Here is a 20,335-nt window from a genome sequence, read left to right on the forward strand (position 1 = left end):
GTTTAAATTCTAAGTTTACTTCTTTGTTTTAAAAAATCTCTTAATGCCTGATCTAAAGGCTCATCGGTACAAATGGTTCGGTAGAAAATTCTTCTGTCGAGCATTTTAACTCTTGTTTCCTCTAAATAAACGGCCAGTTTGGTCTTATAATTTACCCGGGCCTTTTCCTGATCGATCTGAATGGTTTCGCCTGTTTCCAGATCTTCGAATGTACTATACCCTTTAAAATCCAGGTCGAGTTCATTTCTTGAGAGCACATGAAAAACTACAATTTCGTGCCGAAGTGTATTTAAAGTATCCAGCAATTTAATAATCTCATCATCGCTTTGATAAAGATCGGTAACGAAAATAAGCAGTTCGCGTTTTTGAGTACCTGTAAACAGCTCTTTGTAGTGAATGGGTTTGGTGAACTTTCCTTCAGGATTAATCTGCTCCAACTGGTAAAATAACCTGGCCAAATGCTGATAATCCTGTTTGGCTATCATGGAAAAGATGCTGGAATTTTTAAGCACATATAAACCAATGGCATCGCCCTGTAAATTTGCCAGGTAGGCTAACGAGGCACCAAGATATCGCGCATAATCTATTTTGGTAAAATCGCCGTCGCTGTGGCTCATCGAAGCACTAGCGTCTATGATTATTCGTATGGCAATATTGGTTTCTACTTCCGATTCGCGAATGTAATAGCGGTCTGAGCGGGCAAACATTTTCCAATCGAGCGAGCGGAGGTCATCACCTGGCTGGTAACTTCTGTATTGGCTAAACTCCAATCCCGGACCTTTTACGGTACTTTTATTAATGCCATTCATAAACCCGTCAATCGTCATTTTAGCCGATAACGACAGGTCTTTAATGGCCATCAATATTTTCGGATCAAGCAGTTTTTGCATTAAATATTCGATTTTGGTTTCGAAATGGCTTTAATCAGTTCGTCTGTTACTTTGTCTGACGAAACATTTTCCGCTTCCGCTTTAAAGTTCATTAATACCCTATGGCGCAATACCGGATAAGCCATGGCTTGTAAATCTTCCATGATTACAGCATACCGGCCTTTAAACAGTGCCCTTGCTTTAGCCGTTAAAATCAGCGCCTGTCCGGCACGTGGGCCAGCGCCCCAGCGTACCCATTCTTTTACAAAATTTACAGTAGTGGTATCAGGACGTGTGGCACGGATCATTTCGCTTACATAAGTAATCAGGTCATCGCTGATGCTTACTTCGCGGGTAATGGCTTGCAGTTCCTTAATTTCTTCAGCTCCAACAATCGGGTTGATTATTGCTTTCTTGCTGCCTGTGGTACTGCTTAAAATTTGTGTTTCTTCTGCTGCGGTAGGGTAACCGATTTTGATATATAACAGAAACCGGTCTAACTGAGCTTCAGGCAGGGGATAAGTACCTGCTTGTTCAATGGGGTTTTGGGTGGCCAGGATAAAAAATGGCCGATCTAAGGGGTAAGTTTGCCCGCCATAGGTTACTTCAAATTCCTGCATGGCTTCTAATAAGGCCGATTGTGTTTTTGGTGGCGTTCTGTTCACCTCATCCGCCAGAATAATATTGGCAAATAAGGGGCCTTTATTAAATTTAAAAAAACGTTTTCCGGTTACATGGTCTTCTTCCAGTATTTCGGTGCCTACAATATCGGTGGGCATTAAATCGGGCGTAAACTGGATTCTCCTAAAAGAAAGATCTAAAGCTTGCGACATGGTTCTTACCATTAAAGTCTTTGCCAGGCCTGGTACGCCTTCCAGTAAACAATGTCCGCCAGCCATTAATGCAATCAGCATTTCTTCAATGATCACATCCTGGCCAACAATTACTTTCTGTATTTCGCTTTTTAACAGGGAGATCTTATCGATCAATATTTTTATGTTGCTTTCTGAACGCTCCAAAACGGTTGATTTTTTAGTATAACGATATTGTGCTTCAATATAGCGCATATTGGCAGATAGTTTTAGCCCTGTGGAAAGAATATCAAAAAATTTACAAGATAATTTGGTTAAAAAATACAATTAATGAAAAATGAAGGTAATTTTAGGCTGTGCAAAGAGCTAAATTTACATTTGCGAGGTTAAAATATAATTCTGGCGATTGGGATACCGATCAGCGGATGCCTTCTAATTTGTTGAATTCTTTGCTGGAGTATACCACTATTCCTTTAGATGAAGAGGAGAAAATTGTAGAATTGAGCAGCCGCGATTTATTTAAATATCCTTTTTGTTATTTAAGCGGACACAAACTGGTTCAATTTAGCCAGCAGGAAGCTGTAAATTTTAAAACCTATGTGCACAACGGCGGTTTCGTTTTTGTAGATGATTGCAACCACGATATTGATGGTTTATTCGCCCGCTCGTTCGAAACACAGATGAGCAACCTGTTTGGTCCACAAGCTTTGAAGAAAATCCCCAATAACCATGGCATTTATAGTTCTTTTTTCAAGTTTGAGAAGGGACCGCCTACCACTTCTTTTGAGTTAAACGGTTGGGGCGACGATCTGGTGCACGATTACTTGAAAGCCATTACCATTAACAATAGGATAGGGGTGTTGTATAGCAATAAAGATTATGGCTGCGAGTGGGACTACGATTTCAGGAATAAACGCTTTTTAGCTGAAGACAATACCAAATTTGGGGTAAATATTATCCTGTACGCCATGGGCATTAACAGTTAACAATTGGCAATTTTCAGTTGGTTATTTCTTTAAAATAATGCGCAATTAAATACATTACTAGTTAACCACTACAAGGCGTAAGCCGTTTCGGCCTTTGATTGATTCAGCACTAAAAAGCTCTGGATATTTCCTACATAAGCCAGGGCACCTATATTGTCTCTGAGGAAATTGTTGTAAGAAACCATATCAGGCATGGCTACCTTAAGCATAAAATCGAAATGTCCGGTAAGATGATAACATTCCATCACTTCGGGGTATTTTTCCATTTCGGCCTTAAATGCCCTTACAATATCTTCTGAATGCATGGTAAGCTGTATGTGCGGAAAGGCTATAAAATGCGACCTCAGTTTATCGATATCTACAATGGCAACTGTTGATTTGATGTAGCCGTTTGTCCGCAGTTTTTTAATGCGCTCTACAATATGGGTCATGCTTTTTCTAAGCTTTCCCGAAACTTCTTTATAGGTTAATAATCCATCACGTTGTAAAAGATTTAGGATTTCGATATCAGTCTGATCAACTTTTTGAGGTTGCATGTAAAATACTTAGTGTATAATTGTTTCTATTTTGTTCGCTTTTGTGAAGCCTAAAAATAGTTAAAATAAGGTATATTTAAGTTAATTTATGGTTCTTATTTAAAAAGCTACTTAGTGTATATATTACAATAATAGTGAAAATTATGGAGTGCAAATAAAAATTATATTCTGTCAACTTATTTTCCTGATGTGCTAAACCAAATTTTTAGGATGTTAAGGGTTTGATAAAAAATAATTTTTACCAAATAAATAAGTTGTTGCGGTATAATTTGCTTAACTACTGATCTTTACATTGTAATTAATTTAACCGAATATTATTTTTCTCATGCATAAAAAACACAACTTCGGTGCCGGCCCGTGCATATTGCCGTCATCTGTAATGGAGCAAGCTGCTCAGGCCGTAATCAACTGGGGTGGGATGGGTTTATCTATTTTAGAAGTTTCTCACCGATCGCCGGAATTTGAAGATGTGGTACTTAAAACCCAGCTTTTGGTTCGCGAGTTATTATCTGTTCCCAATCACTATTCCGTGCTTTTTTTACAAGGTGGGGCCAGTACACAATTCGCTATGGTGGCCATGAATTTTTTGAGCGCAGGAAAAAAGGCTGCTTATCTTGATACTGGATATTTTGCACAGAAAGCTATTAAAGAAGCCAAATTATTTGGTGAAGTTGAGCTGGTTGCTTCTTCGAAAGATAAAGATTACGCTTATATCCCTGATCAGTTTAATGTTGATCAAGAATCTGCTTATATACACTATACTTCAAACAATACGATTGAAGGAACAGAGATATTTGATTTTTCTCCTAACGGCGTTCCCGTGGTATGCGATATGTCATCAGATATTTTTTCCAGGAAGATTAATGTTAGCGATTTTGATCTCATTTATGCAGGTGCCCAAAAGAATATGGGGCCGGCAGGGATGACACTCGTGATTGCTAAAAATGAATTTCTTAATCAGGCCAAAAAGGAAATCCCATCAATGATGGACTACCGGATATTTCGCGATAATATGAGCATGTACAATACACCACCGGTTTTTTCCATTTATGTAGCCATGCTTAATTTATTGTGGCTTAAAGATCAGGGCGGTGTAAGCGGGATAGAGCAGAGAAATATAGAAAAAGCAAAATTATTATACGCTGAAATAGACCGAAATCCACTTTTTTATGGCACGGCCGATGTTGCACACCGCTCCCGAATGAACGTTACTTTTCTGGCGGTTAATAAAGATGTAGAGGGCGGGTTCTTAAAATTTGCGGCAGATCAGGGAATTGTAGGCATAAAAGGTTACAGAACAGTTGGTGGATTTAGGGCTTCGCTTTACAATGCACTCCCATTATCGAGTGTTGAAGTATTGGTAAATGCGATGGCCAGTTTTGAAAAAATATACAGCGATAAAACAGTTCTTGAACTCGAATAATCAGTTAAAAGATGATAAAAATCTCTCCACTAAAGGCATTACAGCCAGGCAAAGACATATTTGACCTGATGATTTCTGATCAGGTAAATGGTAAGGTGCATAAAAATGAACAGCTTTCTTTTGAAGACCTGCTCAATTTATTTGGATGTCCTTTGGATGAGCGGCCGGCTATTTATGTTTACGAGTTTCGTGGTGAGTTTGGTGCAATGCGGGGAATTTGGGCAGCAACCGATCTTTCTCAAACACCCGTAAATGCCATTAAAAGGCACGAAGAAACCGTATCGTCGAAAGTAGAATCACTTAAAACAGATCGGAAAAATAAGGCAACGCAAAAATCACCAATCTTATTGGTGCATAAAAAAGACAAAACCTTAGATACGCTTATTGATTTTGTGGTGCGTACGCGTAAACCTTTGGCAAGCGAATGGTCACAGATGGAACATTTTCTTTATCAGGTACTGGAAGAAGATGTTATTGAAAAATTTGTGCAAGAATTTACGAAACTTGAAGCGGTTTACCTTGCCGACGGCCATCATCGCCTGGAAGCAGCCTGTTCATTGCAGAAAAACTCACCTCAGCAGATCAGTTCGCTATTTGTGTCTGCTGATGTTATTTCGATAGGTGCCTTTCATAGAGTGGTTACGGGGGTAGATATTTCTTACTCACTGTTGATGGAAAAACTCCAACAGTATTATTATGTTTCAAAAATCCCCAATAACAAAGCTTATAAACCTGATCAGAAGAACAGGTTAGGGCTTTGTTTTAAAGGCGAATGGTATCAACTGGATTTAAATCAGGCTTCTATGGCATTATCAGCAGTGCCTGATACGGTTATTTTACAAGATAAAATCTTGTCAGCTGTGCTGGGGATTAATAAACCGAAGGAAGACGAAAGATTAACCTGTTTTCCGGATTGTAAATGGGCTCAATTTCTTGCAGCGCTGAACAGTGATGAAAGCGCCATTGGCTTTTCTCTTTTTCCGATGACGGCAGATGCGTTTATTACAGCTGCAGAAAATGCTGAGTTTTTGCCACCGAAATCTACCTGGATAGAACCGAAGGTTCCTCAGGGATTTATGGCAAGTAGTTCAGTAGCCATAACGGCAAAAGCTGAGCAGGTACGGGTAAATTAGTGTTAAACTTATAAAACTAAGCATATGTTCGATCTCGATTTAGAAAGTATAGCTCAAATAGGCGCTACCTTTCTGATTATTGCTTTCTTTATCGTGGCTTTATTCAAAAAGCGACTTAAAGTAAACAAGAAAAAAAATGACGGAGAACACGATTATCTGCATTGGCTCTAAACCGGATAATCGATTTTAACTGTGTCGGTGTATTTTTTTTGTTGTGGTAAATCAATTTAGTTTAATATGGCGTAAGTTTTATATCTATTAAGCCTTTGTAGGTTGATTATAACAATTTGATTATAGTTAAATTTTATACTTTTGGGCTATTGATATTTACAATTTAACCCGATATGTTTTATGAAAATGCTTTTTAGAGTTTGCATACTTTCTGTTTTAACCTGTTCATCTATCCTGGCAAGTGCACAAACTGTTACCTTAGATTATTTTTTTAATCGTGAAACCCGTAAAGATAAGCAGGGTAAAGAAATTCGTTTTCATTACCTGTGGAGTGAGCAGGCAATGAGTGGTTTTTCTATTTTCGGCAATGCATTTAAAAAACAGGGTTTTAAGTTAGATTCTTTAGAAACAGCACCTACTGTAGCCAAATTAAAAGGAACTGATGTATATCTAATTGTAGATCCTGACCGACCAAAGGAAAACCCAAAACCAAATTATATACAGGCAGCAGATATCACCGAAATTTCGGCGTGGGTAAAGCAAGGCGGTGTATTGGTGATGTTTGCCAATGATAGTGCAAACGTAGAGTTGCCACACTTTAATAAACTAGCCAATGTATTTGGCATGCATTTTACCAATGAGATGCAAAATCATGTTATTGATGACAAACATTTTGATGATGGTGCCATTTCAATCAAGAACAATCCTGTATTTAAAACGGCGCAGAAAATATTTATGAAAGATGTTTGCTCCATTGAAACCAAAGCCGGTGCAAAACCGGTGTTGAAAAATGCAGCTAACGCAACAGTGATTGCTTCTGCTAAATATGGTAAAGGGACCGCAATTGCCATTGCCGATCCATGGTTGTATGACGAATATGTTAACGGACGTTTACCAAAAGAAATGGGTTTCGAAAATGATAAAGCAGCCGCTGATTTAGTGGCATGGCTAAAAAAACTGTCGAAAAAATAACCCTGTAATACTGTTAAAGTTTATCCAGTTTAAAATAACCCAAATGAATTTCATCTTCAGGTAAAGCACCTGAAGATGGTTTTATTTCGATATGGTATTTTTGTTTCGATTCTTCGCTTAAAATATCTTCAATTTTATAAATATCATCCACATCAATGCCATACTTTTCGTCAATATGCGCATTGGCACCTTTTATCGAATTTGTTTTAAAAAATACAGTTTTCTTTGCCTCTTGTATGGCTTTTGCTCTTTCGTCATGAACTGATAAAACAATATAATGTTGCTCGTATAGTTTGTTCGATTGGTAGCCGCCAAGGTTAATAAAAAAGAGTTTATCAGTAGAAAGAGGCGTGTGGCCGTCTCTTAATTTAATGTTGATTTCATAGTTGTCAACCTTGTTCACTTCCCGCCAGCCATCTACATGGATGCTGGCTCCTGCTTCTGGCCAAAATGTTTTAATTTCGGGAACCAGTGCTTTAAGCGAATGTGCAATGCCGAAGAAATAATCGTGCTGTTCTACATTTCTTTTTGGTGCTTTCGATCCCAATAAAAGCATATATAATTTTGGTTGCGGTGTATCCATATTTAATTTATTGACTTTTCTTTTAACAGTAATAAGCAGAATTGGTTCTTGGTAATTGTGATTTTCTCTTAACCACAGGGGATGACAACACCTAAAACCGATCGTCTGACCTCTACCATTGACAGTGTTAAAAAAGATAGCGTCATCTCGACCGAAACGCAGTGGAGCGGAGAGATCTATTAAGACAGATTTAGCTCCGCTGAGCACAACGTGGTTCTCGACTGCGTTGCACTCCGCTCGAAATGACGGTAACTTATTGGAGTTAGATGCAGAGACTTTCCTGTCATTTATATTAATGTTTATAGAATAAATTACTCCTCAGGATGACAAATTAAACTGATTAATCACTGCGCGCTGTTTTCCGTGGCAAAAAAACAAAACAATTTCCCTTTTTTAAGATTGTATGAATTATAAATGGATACTAAAACAGCAAAACAAAGAATTGCCATTATTGGTGGTGGGCCGAGTGGTCTTTTTATGTATAAAAGATTAACAGAATCAAAAGCGGCCAATTTTGAGATAGACATTTTCGAGCGTAAGGATTATTTAGGTGCCGGTATGCCTTATAGTGCCGAAGGCGCTAATGTAGAACATATTACCAATGTATCAGACAATGAAATTCCAATCATTTATAATTCTATAGAAGATTGGGTTAAAATTGCGCCTAAAGCAGTGTTAAAAAAGTTTAACATCAACGAAGCGAAATTTAATGAGTATAAAGTATTACCCAGATTGTTTTTTGGAGAATACTTATCTGCGCAGTTTAATCTGCTGAAAGATGCAGCGGCGAAAAAAGGGATAAAAACCAATGTACATTTAAAATGTGTAGTAGAAGATATTGTCGATTTTCCTGAAGATAACCAGGTTGGTGTAAGTATCCAAAATCATGGTAAGGCATATTTCGACCAGGTTATTATCTGTACCGGACACAATTGGCCAAAGAAATATGAAGGTCGTATTCCCAACTATTTCGATTCTCCGTATCCACCAAAGAAGATATCGTTAAAGCTCAATCACGCTGTTGGCATCATGGGCTCATCGTTAACCGCTATTGATGCCTTAAGAACACTGGCCAGGCAAAATGGTAAGTTTGAAGACAATGAAGATGGAACCTATCGTTATCATTTAGAAAGCGAAGGCTTTAAAATTGTAATGCACTCGCGAAGTGGTTTATTGCCGGCCATTCGTTTTCATCTGGAAGATTCGCATTTGGGCAAAGAAGAAACGCTGAGTAAAGCTGAAATACAAGCGAGCATAGCGGAAAACGGAGGCTTTTTACCATTGGATTTTGTATTCGAAAAGAATTTTAAAGAAATGTTTATCGAAAAAGATCCGGCATTTTATGCGCAGATCAAAAACATGAACCTGGAAGAATTTGTAGGGGCCATGATGGGTTTCAGGGAAAAAATGGAACCTTTCGATCTTTTTAAAAAAGAATATGATGAAGCTGAAAAGTCGATAGAGAAGCGTAAATCTATTTATTGGAAAGAAGCTTTGGCTGTTTTAAGTTTTGCGATGAATTATCCTGCCAAATATTTGTCTGCCGAAGATATGGAACGGCTCCAAAAAGTATTGATGCCGCTGATCTCTATTGTAATTGCATTTGTGCCACAAAGTTCTTGCAGAGAATTACTGGCACTGTATGAGGCTGGCGTGTTAAACATTGTTGCCGTTGGAGATGATGCGAAAGTAGAACCGTTAAAAACTGGCGGTGCTGATTATCATTATACGTTGGATGATAAAAAGGTTACCGTTCACTTCGATACCTTTATCGACTGTGTTGGTCAGCCGCACCTTTCTTTCGATGATTTTCCTTTTAAAAGCTTAATTGCCAATGGAACGGTAAGTCCGGCAAAGCTAAAATTTCAGTCTGCAGAAAACGGGAAGGAAGAAATGAAGCATAATGATTTGGTGACGAAGAAAGGCAATACTTATTTTTTAACGGTGCCCGGTATCACCATTACCGATCATTTTCAGGTGGTTGATGAAGCTGGGGAGGCGAATAAAAGAATCTTTATTATGGCTGTTCCGTACATTGGTGGTTACAACCCCGATTATTCCGGAATCGATTTCTGTGAAGCCGCATCTGAGGCAGTACTTAGCAGTATTTTAAGTTGAGTATCGAATAAATCCTGCCAAAAATAATACTGATACACTAACAATACGTTACCTATAGTTTACGCTAGTTGGTCAGGATCTGCGATCTTGACCTTTGTGCTGTGTGTTTATAATCTGCATGGTTAATTCTTTTTAAGGATTAAAAATTCTTAGTTCTTAAGTCGGGATTACAAATCGCGATTTACCGAAAAAATTCACCGGATGATTTGGTAATATGTCATTATTAGCTATTTATGATGGTTTTTCAAATAAAAACAAACGTTTGCGCGTAAATATCGCAGTTCACATTATTAATCTAAATCCTTCAATTTAATGCTATGGATGGAATTGTGGCAATTATATAATTTATGCTACAAAAAGTTCAATGTTTTATCTCTATTAATTGTCGTTTAGACAATTTTAGCTTTTTGTAAAAATTTTCGGGAATGTTTTGGCAAAATACAATCTATATTTTCTCAGCGCAACATTACTCTGATGCCCCGAATTTTTAAATTATAAGCATTTTTAAACAAACGTTTGTCCTTTAAAAAAATAAAAATTCTGTTTTTATTACTTATATATTGTATTGTTAAATAAGAATCAGATACTTATTTGCGGTAACCAAAATACTAACTAAAACGTAAACTAATCATTATAGCAAACCCTGTTTGTTATAAAATCCTTTCATTTTAAACTATAATCTATGATCAAAAAATTACTTTTTTGTCTGCAGGATTTTTTGTGCCCAAAAATCCAGGTAATTCTCCTTCCGATTATTAACAAAACGAGCTTATTCTTTAAACACTAAAACTTAAAAACTAATGTATGTGAAAATTCTACGTTCAGCATGTTTATTAACGATCTGCATGCTTAATCTTGTAAGTTTCAATTCCATCGCCTCTACTATTGAGGTTTTTGGTTTACCAGGCAGCTTGCAGGTATTGAAAAACGCAAAGCCGTCTTTATTCAGAAAATTTAAAATTGATGTTAGTGGCAAAATACTTGATGAAACCGGTGTAGGCTTACCGGGTGTTTCTGTAAAAGTTAAAGGCACTAATGTTGGTACCTTGACCGATAACAACGGAAATTTTGCTCTTAAAAATGTAGATGATAATGCTACATTAATTATTATTTATGTTGGTTATGCACAAAAGGAAGTAAGTGTAAATGGTAAAAACACATTAAACATCCGGTTAGTGCCAGAAAATAACAATTTATCAGATGTTGTCGTAATTGGTTACGGTGCGCAAAAAAAGGTAAGTGTTACTGCTGCAGTATCAACGGTTACCAATAAGCAATTGTTGCAAACGCCGGTTGCCAACATTTCGAATGCGCTGGTGGGTCGTATGCCTGGGTTAGTTGCCCAACAAACATCCGGACAGCCTGGAGTTGATGGTTCTACCTTACTCATTAGGGGAAGATCTACATTGAATAGTACAGCACCCTTAATTTTGGTTGATGGTGTAGAAAGACCCTTAAACAGTATTAGTGCTTATGAGGTAGAAACCGTTTCTATTTTAAAAGATGCATCGGCAACTGCTGTATATGGTGTTAGGGGTGCAAATGGGGTAATGTTGGTGACCACAAAACGTGGTTTAGAAGGCAGGGCTAAAGTAAGTATTACCTACCATACCGATATTCAGGAGGTTACGCGTATGCCTAAGTTTTTAAATTCATACGATTTTGCCACTTTAATGAACGAGGCTCTTGCAAACGAAGGTAAAGCGCCATTGTACAATCAAACAGCTTTAGATGCTTATAAAAACCATACTGATCCTTATTTGTATCCGGATGTAGATTATGTAGACGAATTTTTAAAACCCTTTGCTCCTCAGCATGTATTTAACGCCAATGCGAGTGGAGGTACCAAGTTTGTTAAATATTTTGTAAGTGGTGGTTATCTCTATCAGGGTGGTTTATTTAATCACACCAAAGATAAAGCCGTTGATGCCAGCATTGATTACAGCCGGTTCAATTTCAGGTCGAATGTTGATTTAAATGTAAATAAAGATCTACTGCTAAAAGTAAACCTGGCGGCCAGATCGGAAGTAACGAATATACCTCAAAGAGGTATATCGCGCTTGTTCAGTTTAATTATGCGTACGCCACCAAATAACGGACCTTTGTTAAATCCTGATGGAACCTATGGTGCAGGCCCAAGTTTAACCGATAACGTTCTGGCAGAATTTTCTGATTTTGGTTTCCAAAAAGATTATACCAATTTAATAGAAGGAACTGTAGAGGGCAGATACAGTTTAGATGGATTGCTTAAAGGATTAAGTGTAAATTCTAAACTTGCCTTTACCAACCATTATAAACAACGCATAGAGCGCTTTAGGACTGATTATGCCAGGTACCAACTTACAGGTAAAGATGCAAACGGTAATTATACCTATGGTGCGCGTGTTGGTAATGAGCAGCCGATATTAAGTTATGCACAAAGTTTTATTTCTGATGCAGATAACTCATACCGGGATGTTTATTTCGAAGGTGCACTTAATTATCAAAATTCTTTTGGCAAGAATAATGTGAGCGGACTTGTTCTTTTTAATAGAAGCAGAAAAACACTAAATCGGGCAGGAACTGCTGCAATTCCTGATTGGCCATTTTCGTATCAGGGTGTTGTTGCCCGCTTAACATATGGCTGGAACGATCGTTACCTGGCAGAGGTGAATATGGGTTACAATGGTTCTGAGCAATTCCCTGATGGAGCCAAATATGGTTTTTTCCCTTCGGTTTCTGCTGGCTGGGTAATCAGTAATGAGCCTTTTATGCAAAACTTTAAAGCCATCAGTTTCTTAAAATTAAGAGGATCTTACGGCCAGGTAGGTAACGATAAACTAAATTCGGGCGTTCGCTTTTTATATATTGATAATGCCTATACGTCTAGCGGTGGTTATGCCTTTGGTTTAACCAACAATGTTAATCCGGGAGGTATTTTAGAAAGTGCTTTTGGTAATAAATATGTACAGTGGGAAAAAGCAAATAAATCGAACATTGCTTTAGAGTCTAAATTTTTAAAAGACCGGATCACTTTTAATGTTGATGTATTCTACGAAAAAAGAAATAATATTTTAGTCACACCAGGTACTATACCAGCTACTGTTGGTGCAGCTTTACCTGCAGTAAATTTAGGGATAGTAGAAAATAAAGGTTACGAAGTTGAATTAAACTATCAAGATAAAGCAGGTGAACTAAATTATTTTGTAAATACAAATATTTCTTACACCGTAAACAAATTATTATTCAGGGATGAGGTAGATGCAAAGTACCCTTGGATGCGTGATACAGGTAAACCACTGGGAATGAACAGGGGTTTACAAACTGCTGGTTTCTTTAATTCGCAGGCAGAAATAGATGCCTGGCCAAAATCGAGTTATGATCCGGGGCCATTAGGTAAAATTCAACCTGGTGATTTCAAATATATTGATCAGAATGGCGATGGCATTATTGATGATTTTGACAGGGTACAGTTAAGAAATCCAACGCTACCAAGATATATTTTTGGACTAAACTTAGGTGCAAGTTATAAAGGCTTCGATTTTACTGCCGCTTTTCAAGGTGCAGATGAGGCTTCGATGTTAGTGAGTTTAGAAGCAGCCTACGAGTTTTTTAATACGGGTAAGGTTATGGACATTCATATGGGAAGGTGGACCCCTGCAACTGCGGCAACAGCCACGTATCCACGTTTATCTTCATCATCAGGAAGCGGACACAACTATCAGCAAAATGACTTTTGGGTTAAAGATGCAAGCTACGTGCGTTTTAAGCAGGCAGAAATAGGCTACACCTTTTCTCCAGAATGGCTTAAAAAAGTTAGAATGAGCATGCTTCGGGTATACGTAAATGGCTCAAACCTTTACACCTGGAGTAAAATTAAATACCTCGACCCTGAAAATAGAAATACAAGGGCCTGGTATTATCCACAGCAGCGGGTTTGGAGTGCAGGTTTGAATGTTACATTTTAAAGATTACAATCATGAAAAAAAATATAAAAATATACTTAATGGTTGCAGCCTTAGCGGCTGGTTTAACAGCTTGTCAGAAAAGAGATTTCCTGGCTCCGCCACCAATCACGGTAGCTTTGGATCTGCAAAAAACCTTTAGTGATGAAATTAATACCAGTAAATTTTTAGCCAACTGTTATGCCCCCCTTGTTGGTGGTTTAGACGATTTTGGAAACGGACAAAATTATGCGCAGTTATCAGACGAGGCAGAAGCAGGGCCAGCTTATTTAGCTACTAATGGTGCTAATTTTGGTGCAGTTGATGCAACCAATAACCTGGATAATTTTTATGCAAATCTATATACCAACATTAGGCGTACTAATGTATTAATTGCAAATGCCAATTTAATGACCTTTACACCGGCCAGCAAAGCTAAATTTGTGGCAGAAGCACGGTTTTTAAGGGCGTTTTATTATTTCGAATTGGTAAAGCGGATTGGAGGGGTACCATTATTAACCTCTGCCGTAACCTTTGAAGAACTTAAGGATGCAGCGGCCCAGCAAGCTTATAAAGATGCTTTGAAAAGGGCGTCATTTGCAGATTGTGTAGACTTTATTGTAAAAGAATTAACTGCTGCGGAAACAGACCTACCCTGGGCACCTGCCAGCGACAACGATAGGGGAAGAGCTACAGCAGCAGCCTGCGTGGCGTTAAAAGCTAAAACTTTGTTATATGCAGCCAGTAAATTATTTAATAATGAAACGCCAGCGCCAGCTGGCCAACCTGGAAGTATGTCGAGACCAGATATAGGCTATACCAGTTATGATAAGAACAGGTGGAAACTTGCCGCTGACGCCTGCAGGGATTTTCTGGCAAAAAATTTGGCAAATGGAAATTGGTATACCCTTTACACCGGTGGATACGATAAACTTTTTACCGAGTCGAGAGATGCAGCAAACCATGAATTAATCTGGTACCGCCAATCAATGGATAATGGAGCTATATATTCCAATCCGGGAGGTAGGTTAGGTGGTTATGCCCACAATCAGGTATTGGTAAATCTGGTTGATAAGTACGAAATGCTTAATGGTAAAACCAAGGATGAGGCAGGTTCAGGTTATGATGAGCAGAAATGGTGGGAAAACCGCGATCCGAGATTAGCATTTACCGTTCTTAAAAATGGCGATAGTTTCAAGGGTTATACCTTAGAATTTTGGTCGAACCAGGGCGGTGTTGCACAGGGGCAAGATTATCAGGACATCTATAAATCATCTCTTTTCTTTAAAAAGTTTCAACGTCCTGATGCCAATACTGGTGTGCAGAAATGGCATTATTTAAGGCTTGCAGATATTTATTTAATGCTGGCCGAAGCCGAAAATGAATTTAATGGTCCCGGCGACGCTTATGAGTATATTAATATGGTACGTAAACGTACAGGTGTAAATATGCCAGATTTAGCTACAGGTTTAACACAGGCGCAAATGCGCGAAAAAATCAGAAATGAGCGTGCAGTAGAATTTGCGCTCGAAGCCCAACGCTATTATGATGTTCGGAGATGGATGATTGCTGAAAATATAGATAACGGACCTGTGTATGGTTTTAAGGTAACCAAAATTGGCGGAGTAGTTAAACATGAACGCTATGTAATTGAGAATCGTGTTTTTCAGAAAAGGATGTATTTAGCAGCCATTCCTATTGCTGAAGTATACAAAGGAACAGCCGTTGAGCAAAATCCAGGCTATTAATTTCATTTAAATTTAATCAGAAGAAAACATGAAATTTAAAATTCATTATAAATATATCATCAGTTCCTTGACTGTATGCCTGGGCTTCCTCTGTCAGGAAACATTTGCACAAAATGCCGACAGTATTAAAATAGATAGCCTTAAGAAAATCAAACTAAAAGGAGATTCGATAAACTTACCCTACAATTTAAAGGTGAGTAAGAAATACTATGCAGGTGCGGCAAGTTTCATCACTGGTGACGATATGTCGCTTTTTAGATATGCAAACAATTCGAACATGTTGGCAGGTCGGGTTGCAGGCTTAACTACAAACATGAACAGTGAAGAGCCTGGTTATGATGGTAGTAGTTTGTACATACGCGGATTTTCGACCTACAATAGCTCAAGCCCTAACATAATTGTAGATAATGCACCGGTAGGCTTTGCACAGTTGGATCCTTTAGAGATAGATCAACTGGTTGTACTTAAAGATGCTGCTGCTAATGCCATTTACGGCTTGAAAGGTGCAAATAAGAATATTTTTGTCACCACTAAACGGGGGGTAGCTTATCAAAACAGTATAAAGTTTTATTCACAATTCGGCGTTTTAGTACCGTCTAAAGCACCAAATTTTTTAGGTGCACAACGCTATATGAAACTTTACAATGAAGCATTGGTTAATGATGGCAGGGCCGAGCGTTATAGCGCTGCACAAATAGGCCAGTACGATAATCCAGGCAGAGATCAAGAGTTATATCCTGATGTAAATTGGAACGAAGAACTTGTAGCAAAACAGGCTATTCAGCAAAAGTACAATCTAACTTTTTCGGGAGGTACAAAAGATGTACGGTATTTTGTGCTGGCAGGATATATGGATCAGCGGGGCTTTTTAAAGTATAATGATTTAAGCGAAGAATCGCTTGGCTTTAACACCAACACCAATTTCAAAAGATATAATTTCCGTACCAATTTGGATATTGATATCAATTCTACATTAACGGTAGGCTTAGATTTAGCAGGAAGATTAGAAACAAAAAATTTCCCGGGTACAGCTACGTCTACCATTTATAATAATATCTCTACTTATCCTTCAAATTTGTTCCCAATGCTTTATGCAGATGGTAAAATAGGAGGCTTTAATGAAAGCGGATTAAACTATACACGGAACCCTTATGGTTTAATTACCAGAACCGGAAATATTGTAGAGGTTCACCGTAATTTATTTGGGACTATCCGAATTGCTCAAAAACTAGATATGATTACTAAGGGGTTGAGCGTAACCGGAGCCTTTTCTTATTATAATTTCAATCAAAACTCAGAAGGTTCAACCTTTGGTGCTCCTGCTTCAGATTTTCAAGTTTTCAATAAAAAAGCCGATGGTACTTATACACGTTTTAATAGCGACGGCCTTTATGCTGCTACAGGGAGATCTCAAACTCAAGACAGGATGAACACTGCCTGGGCTAAGCTAGATTATCAAAATAACTTTGGCGAAGATCATGAACTCAACTCAAGTATAGGTTTTTCTCAATCTATCCAAACACCAGCCGGTAACGATTTCCCTTATGTATCACAAGGTTTTTTTGCCAATGCCCATTATATCTTTAAAAAGAAATATGTGGCGCAATTAAATATTGGTTATAATGGTAGCGAAAATTTGGCGCCCAATAAACGTTATGGTTTTTTTCCAGCCGTTGCCGCTGCCTGGTTAATAAATGAGGAGGATTTTCTTAAAAATAGCAGCATCGATTTGCTTAAGATTAGAGCATCATATGGTTTAACAGGAAACTCGGATTTTAGCTTTCTCGGTACTACATTTGGAAGTTTATTTAGATACCTCTATGCTGATGGCTATGGTACAGGTGCTTCTTATGTTTTTGGACGTAACCCCGGCACTTTAACCGGTCGGGCTGAAGGTTTATTAGCCAATCCGGATATTACCTGGGAAACCGCTAAAACAGCAAATCTTGGTATCGACTATGCTTTCTTAAATAGCAAACTGACAGGGAGTGTCGATTTTTTCTATGAAAAAAGAAATAATATTCTGGCTTTTCCAGGTTCTGTCTCAAGGGTAATTGGTGCATCTTTTAAACCATTAAATATTGGTATCGTAAATAATAAAGGCTTCGATATGGAATTAGCTTATCAGGATAGAATTGGCGATTTTGCTTATTCTGTAAGAGGTACCGCCACCTATGCCAAAAACAAAATTATTTACAACGACGAACAAGCTACACCATACGATTATCTTAAACGTACCGGTTTATCGAGCGGAACTGTATTCGGGTTACAACAAATCGGTTTTTTTGCAAATCAGGCTGATATAGATAACAGCCCTAAACAAACTTTTAGTACGGTAAAACCAGGTGATTTTAAATATAAGGATCAAAATGGCGATAAAGTAATCGATCAGTTTGACGAAGTGGCTTTAGGAGCGCCGTTTATTAGCAATCTTTCTTATGGTGCGCAGGCTGGCTTAAGATTTAAAAATGTTGATTTAATGGTATGGTTTCAGGGCGCTGGCGATAGATCGGTAAATATTATGAATGCAGCAACCTCTGGTTTTGCTAATGGAAGTAAACCTTCTGATTTTGCATTAAATAGATGGACACCTGCAACAGCAGCAACAGCAGATTTCCCTAGACTTTCAATTGATGGACGCACCAGTGATAACAACTATAGAAGTAATGATTTTTGGATCAGAAATGGGAAATACCTAAAGTTAAAGAACATCGAAATTGGTTATAACTTTCAGCAGAATGTTTTAAAACATGTTAAAATTTCAAATGCACGTTTCTTCATTAGTGCTAATAATTTATATACATGGGCAGATCTTCCGGATTTTATAGACCCAGAATTTTTGGGTGCCGGAATTAATTCAGCGCCAAGAACGAAATCATTTCAGGTAGGTTTAAATATTGAATTATAATTTTAACAAAATGAAATCAATCAAAAAATATTTATTTATTCCAGTTATGTTCCTGATTGGAATCTGTATGGTATCTTCCTGCAAAAAAAATCCTTTAGATCGACCTTTAGATTTAGATGTGCAGGATACCACAGTTTTTAAAAATATTAGTTACACCACAGAATATGTTACCGATATATATAGTGGCGTGTTAAGTGGGTATACAGCATTAGGAGGATTTGCTGGAAATACTGGTACCATGTATGAAGCGGCAACGGATGATGCTGTTCATGCTAACTTATCGAATGATAGTTACCGTTATACCAATGGCACTTGGGGGCCTACCTATAATCCAGATGATATGTATGGTAATTCTTATCGAGGAATCAGAAAATGTAATGTCTTTTTTGAAAACATTGGTAAAGTTCAGGTGAAAGATCATGGCAAAGATTTGGTAATCAATAATATTACAGCAACCGTTCAGCGCGATCGCTTGATAGGGGAGGTGTTTTTCCTGCGAGCATATTACTACTTTGATATGTTAAAACGTTATGGAGGTGTGCCGATAACATTGCAATCGTTAAGTTTCCAGGATGATATTAATCTACCTCGAAAAACCTATGATGAAGTGGTGAAGAGAATTGTTTTAGACTGCGATTCGGCTTTTAAAAGACTGCCAGATACTTATATCGGTTCTCCAACCGAAAATTATTATGGTAAAGCGACCAAATGGAGCGCTGCAGCTTTAAAGGCAAGAACCTTGTTGTACGCTGCAAGTCCGCTAAATAATCCGAACAACGATTTAACCAAATGGACTTTGGCTGCTGAGGCTGCAAAACCTTTTAATGATGGTACAACCAGTGCCATGTTTACCTTGGCCACTGGTATCCTCGGTTATGAAGGTCTTTTTAAAACCAATACCTCTACCAATAAAGAAATTATCTGGAGTAGGGTGGCCACGAACTCCAACACTTTAGAATCGGCCAATTTTCCAGTTGGTGAAGTTAACGGAAACGGTGGTGTTTGTCCTTCTCAGTACCTGGTTGATGCCTACGAAATGAAAGATGGCTTGCCCTATACCACCTCTCCATTATATAGTGCGGCAAATCCTTATGCCAACCGCGATCCGCGTTTTGCTGTGAGTATTTTTTACAATGGGAGCCCAATAAAAGCCAGAACTGTCGAAACCTTTGATGGTGGTATGGACGGTCCTCAAAAGTCGAATGGCAGCAGGACAGGATATTATATGCGTAAACATATAGATGCGGCAATTGATTTGGGGGCTGCAACTCCGGGAACAACACAGCGCAATTGGATACACTTCCGTTTAGCAGAAATGATATTGAATTACGCAGAAGCTCTAAATGAGGCTCAGGGCCCCATTAATGAGGTATATACTGCGATGAATTTGGTGAGAAACAGAGTAACCATGCCTGTTTTACCTGCAGGATTAACTCAGGAGGGTATGCGTGAACGTATACGGAATGAAAGAAGGATTGAACTTTCTTTTGAAGGTCATCGGTATTGGGATGCAAGACGGTGGAACATTGCTAAAGATGTATTCAACCGCAAAATGAGAGGAATGAAAATACAAAAAACCGGAACAACCTTTACCTACACTCCTTATGATATGGAGCAAAAGGTTTTTACTGAAAATATGAATCGGTATCCCTTTTTATTCTTTGATCTGCAATCTAACCCAAACCTGGTGCAAAATCCGGGTTGGTAATTAAATAATTAATATATCAAGATGCTAGCCTTGCCAGATTTTGGCAAGGCTAGTTTTGTTTGATATAAACCAATCAGGCTAATTTAACAAATATTAAACCCACATTTATTTCTTTGTTGATCAATTTTATATCACTTTTTCTGCGTTAAGTTTTGCTAAAAACTTGTAGTGATACATACTAATTCTTGAGCCAATTAGTGGTTGTTAAATTTGGTTTTCTACCAAAAAATACACTTAGTAAAACGGTTTATGATTTGCCGTTTTCCAAGATTATAAACAACCTTTTTTTTAAAGTAAATTTTATTGGATATGTGTTGACTATTTGAGTTGATTTTATATTAAAATTACCTAAAAATAGCATGCAAGAATAAAACTTTCCTAATGAAAAAATGCTTTTATGAGTATGTAGGCGGTATTTTTTTAAAATACACAAACGTTTGCGCTT

At 37.9% G+C, this 20,335-nt stretch carries 13 protein-coding genes; 9 read left to right on the forward strand and 4 right to left on the reverse strand.

The features are described 5' to 3' along the window. Window positions 1-2: 2 nt before the first annotated feature. Window positions 3-860: a DUF58 domain-containing protein gene (locus tag CA265_03875; protein ID ARS42877.1), complete on the reverse strand. Its 858-nt coding sequence runs from the start codon at window positions 858-860 to the stop codon at window positions 3-5. Window positions 861-889: 29 nt separating this feature from the next. After that, window positions 890-1,936, reverse strand: a complete 1,047-nt coding sequence (locus CA265_03880) for an AAA family ATPase (protein ARS42878.1) — start codon at window positions 1,934-1,936, stop codon at window positions 890-892. A 101-nt stretch (window positions 1,937-2,037) separates the two neighbouring features. Between CA265_03880 and CA265_03885 the strand changes: the two genes are divergently transcribed. Beyond that, window positions 2,038-2,667 (forward strand): twin-arginine translocation pathway signal, encoded by a 630-nt coding sequence (locus tag CA265_03885; GenBank protein ID ARS38863.1) that lies wholly within the window; start codon window positions 2,038-2,040, stop codon window positions 2,665-2,667. A gap of 68 nt (window positions 2,668-2,735) precedes the next feature. On the opposite strand, the gene CA265_03890 is transcribed toward CA265_03885, so the two are convergent. Continuing rightward, a complete protein-coding gene (locus CA265_03890) occupies window positions 2,736-3,203 on the reverse strand; it encodes a hypothetical protein (GenBank protein ID ARS38864.1) in 468 nt (155 codons plus the stop codon). A gap of 325 nt (window positions 3,204-3,528) precedes the next feature. Between CA265_03890 and CA265_03895 the strand changes: the two genes are divergently transcribed. The 3 genes from CA265_03895 to CA265_03905 all read left to right on the forward strand — a co-directional run bounded on the left by CA265_03895 (window position 3,529) and on the right by CA265_03905 (window position 6,902). Continuing rightward, window positions 3,529-4,626 carry a phosphoserine transaminase gene (locus CA265_03895; GenBank protein ARS38865.1) on the forward strand — a complete coding sequence of 366 codons (1,098 nt, stop codon included), beginning with the start codon at window positions 3,529-3,531 and terminating at the stop codon, window positions 4,624-4,626. 11 nt (window positions 4,627-4,637) lie between these two features. Beyond that, complete coding sequence (locus CA265_03900) at window positions 4,638-5,759, forward strand: hypothetical protein (GenBank protein ARS38866.1); 1,122 nt, start codon at window positions 4,638-4,640, stop codon at window positions 5,757-5,759. A 357-nt stretch (window positions 5,760-6,116) separates the two neighbouring features. Continuing rightward, complete coding sequence (locus CA265_03905; protein ID ARS42879.1) at window positions 6,117-6,902, forward strand: hypothetical protein; 786 nt, start codon at window positions 6,117-6,119, stop codon at window positions 6,900-6,902. 13 nt (window positions 6,903-6,915) lie between these two features. On the opposite strand, the gene CA265_03910 is transcribed toward CA265_03905, so the two are convergent. After that, window positions 6,916-7,485, reverse strand: a complete 570-nt coding sequence (locus CA265_03910) for a hypothetical protein (GenBank protein ID ARS38867.1) — start codon at window positions 7,483-7,485, stop codon at window positions 6,916-6,918. A 414-nt stretch (window positions 7,486-7,899) separates the two neighbouring features. On the opposite strand from CA265_03910, the gene CA265_03915 reads away from it, so the two are divergent. From CA265_03915 to CA265_03935, 5 genes are all read left to right on the forward strand, one after another. Next, window positions 7,900-9,603: a hypothetical protein gene (locus CA265_03915; protein ID ARS38868.1), complete on the forward strand. Its 1,704-nt coding sequence runs from the start codon at window positions 7,900-7,902 to the stop codon at window positions 9,601-9,603. An 800-nt stretch (window positions 9,604-10,403) separates the two neighbouring features. Further along, window positions 10,404-13,550: a hypothetical protein gene (locus CA265_03920; protein ID ARS38869.1), complete on the forward strand. Its 3,147-nt coding sequence runs from the start codon at window positions 10,404-10,406 to the stop codon at window positions 13,548-13,550. A gap of 11 nt (window positions 13,551-13,561) precedes the next feature. Continuing rightward, window positions 13,562-15,274: a hypothetical protein gene (locus CA265_03925; GenBank protein ID ARS38870.1), complete on the forward strand. Its 1,713-nt coding sequence runs from the start codon at window positions 13,562-13,564 to the stop codon at window positions 15,272-15,274. Window positions 15,275-15,302: 28 nt separating this feature from the next. Next, window positions 15,303-18,182 (forward strand): hypothetical protein, encoded by a 2,880-nt coding sequence (locus tag CA265_03930; protein ARS38871.1) that lies wholly within the window; start codon window positions 15,303-15,305, stop codon window positions 18,180-18,182. 10 nt (window positions 18,183-18,192) lie between these two features. After that, window positions 18,193-19,890 (forward strand): hypothetical protein, encoded by a 1,698-nt coding sequence (locus tag CA265_03935; GenBank protein ID ARS38872.1) that lies wholly within the window; start codon window positions 18,193-18,195, stop codon window positions 19,888-19,890. Window positions 19,891-20,335: the final 445 nt, after the last annotated feature.

This window comes from Sphingobacteriaceae bacterium GW460-11-11-14-LB5 (assembly GCA_002151545.1).
Taxonomy (GTDB): Bacteria; Bacteroidota; Bacteroidia; order Sphingobacteriales; family Sphingobacteriaceae; genus Pedobacter.

Excerpts from the sequence above, each read along its gene's own strand:
- CA265_03910 (ARS38867.1), bottom strand. The coding sequence starts at position 7,485 with ATGGATACACCGCAACCAAAATTATATATGCTTTTATTGGGATCGAAA.
- CA265_03900 (ARS38866.1), top strand. The coding sequence starts at position 4,638 with ATGATAAAAATCTCTCCACTAAAGGCATTACAGCCAGGCAAAGACATA.
- CA265_03895 (ARS38865.1), top strand. The coding sequence starts at position 3,529 with ATGCATAAAAAACACAACTTCGGTGCCGGCCCGTGCATATTGCCGTCA.
- CA265_03935 (ARS38872.1), top strand. The coding sequence starts at position 18,193 with ATGAAATCAATCAAAAAATATTTATTTATTCCAGTTATGTTCCTGATT.
- CA265_03915 (ARS38868.1), top strand. The coding sequence starts at position 7,900 with ATGGATACTAAAACAGCAAAACAAAGAATTGCCATTATTGGTGGTGGG.
- CA265_03880 (ARS42878.1), bottom strand. The coding sequence starts at position 1,936 with ATGCGCTATATTGAAGCACAATATCGTTATACTAAAAAATCAACCGTT.
- CA265_03925 (ARS38870.1), top strand. The coding sequence starts at position 13,562 with ATGAAAAAAAATATAAAAATATACTTAATGGTTGCAGCCTTAGCGGCT.
- CA265_03930 (ARS38871.1), top strand. The coding sequence starts at position 15,303 with ATGAAATTTAAAATTCATTATAAATATATCATCAGTTCCTTGACTGTA.
- CA265_03905 (ARS42879.1), top strand. The coding sequence starts at position 6,117 with ATGCTTTTTAGAGTTTGCATACTTTCTGTTTTAACCTGTTCATCTATC.
- CA265_03890 (ARS38864.1), bottom strand. The coding sequence starts at position 3,203 with ATGCAACCTCAAAAAGTTGATCAGACTGATATCGAAATCCTAAATCTT.
- CA265_03920 (ARS38869.1), top strand. The coding sequence starts at position 10,404 with ATGTATGTGAAAATTCTACGTTCAGCATGTTTATTAACGATCTGCATG.
- CA265_03875 (ARS42877.1), bottom strand. The coding sequence starts at position 860 with ATGGCCATTAAAGACCTGTCGTTATCGGCTAAAATGACGATTGACGGG.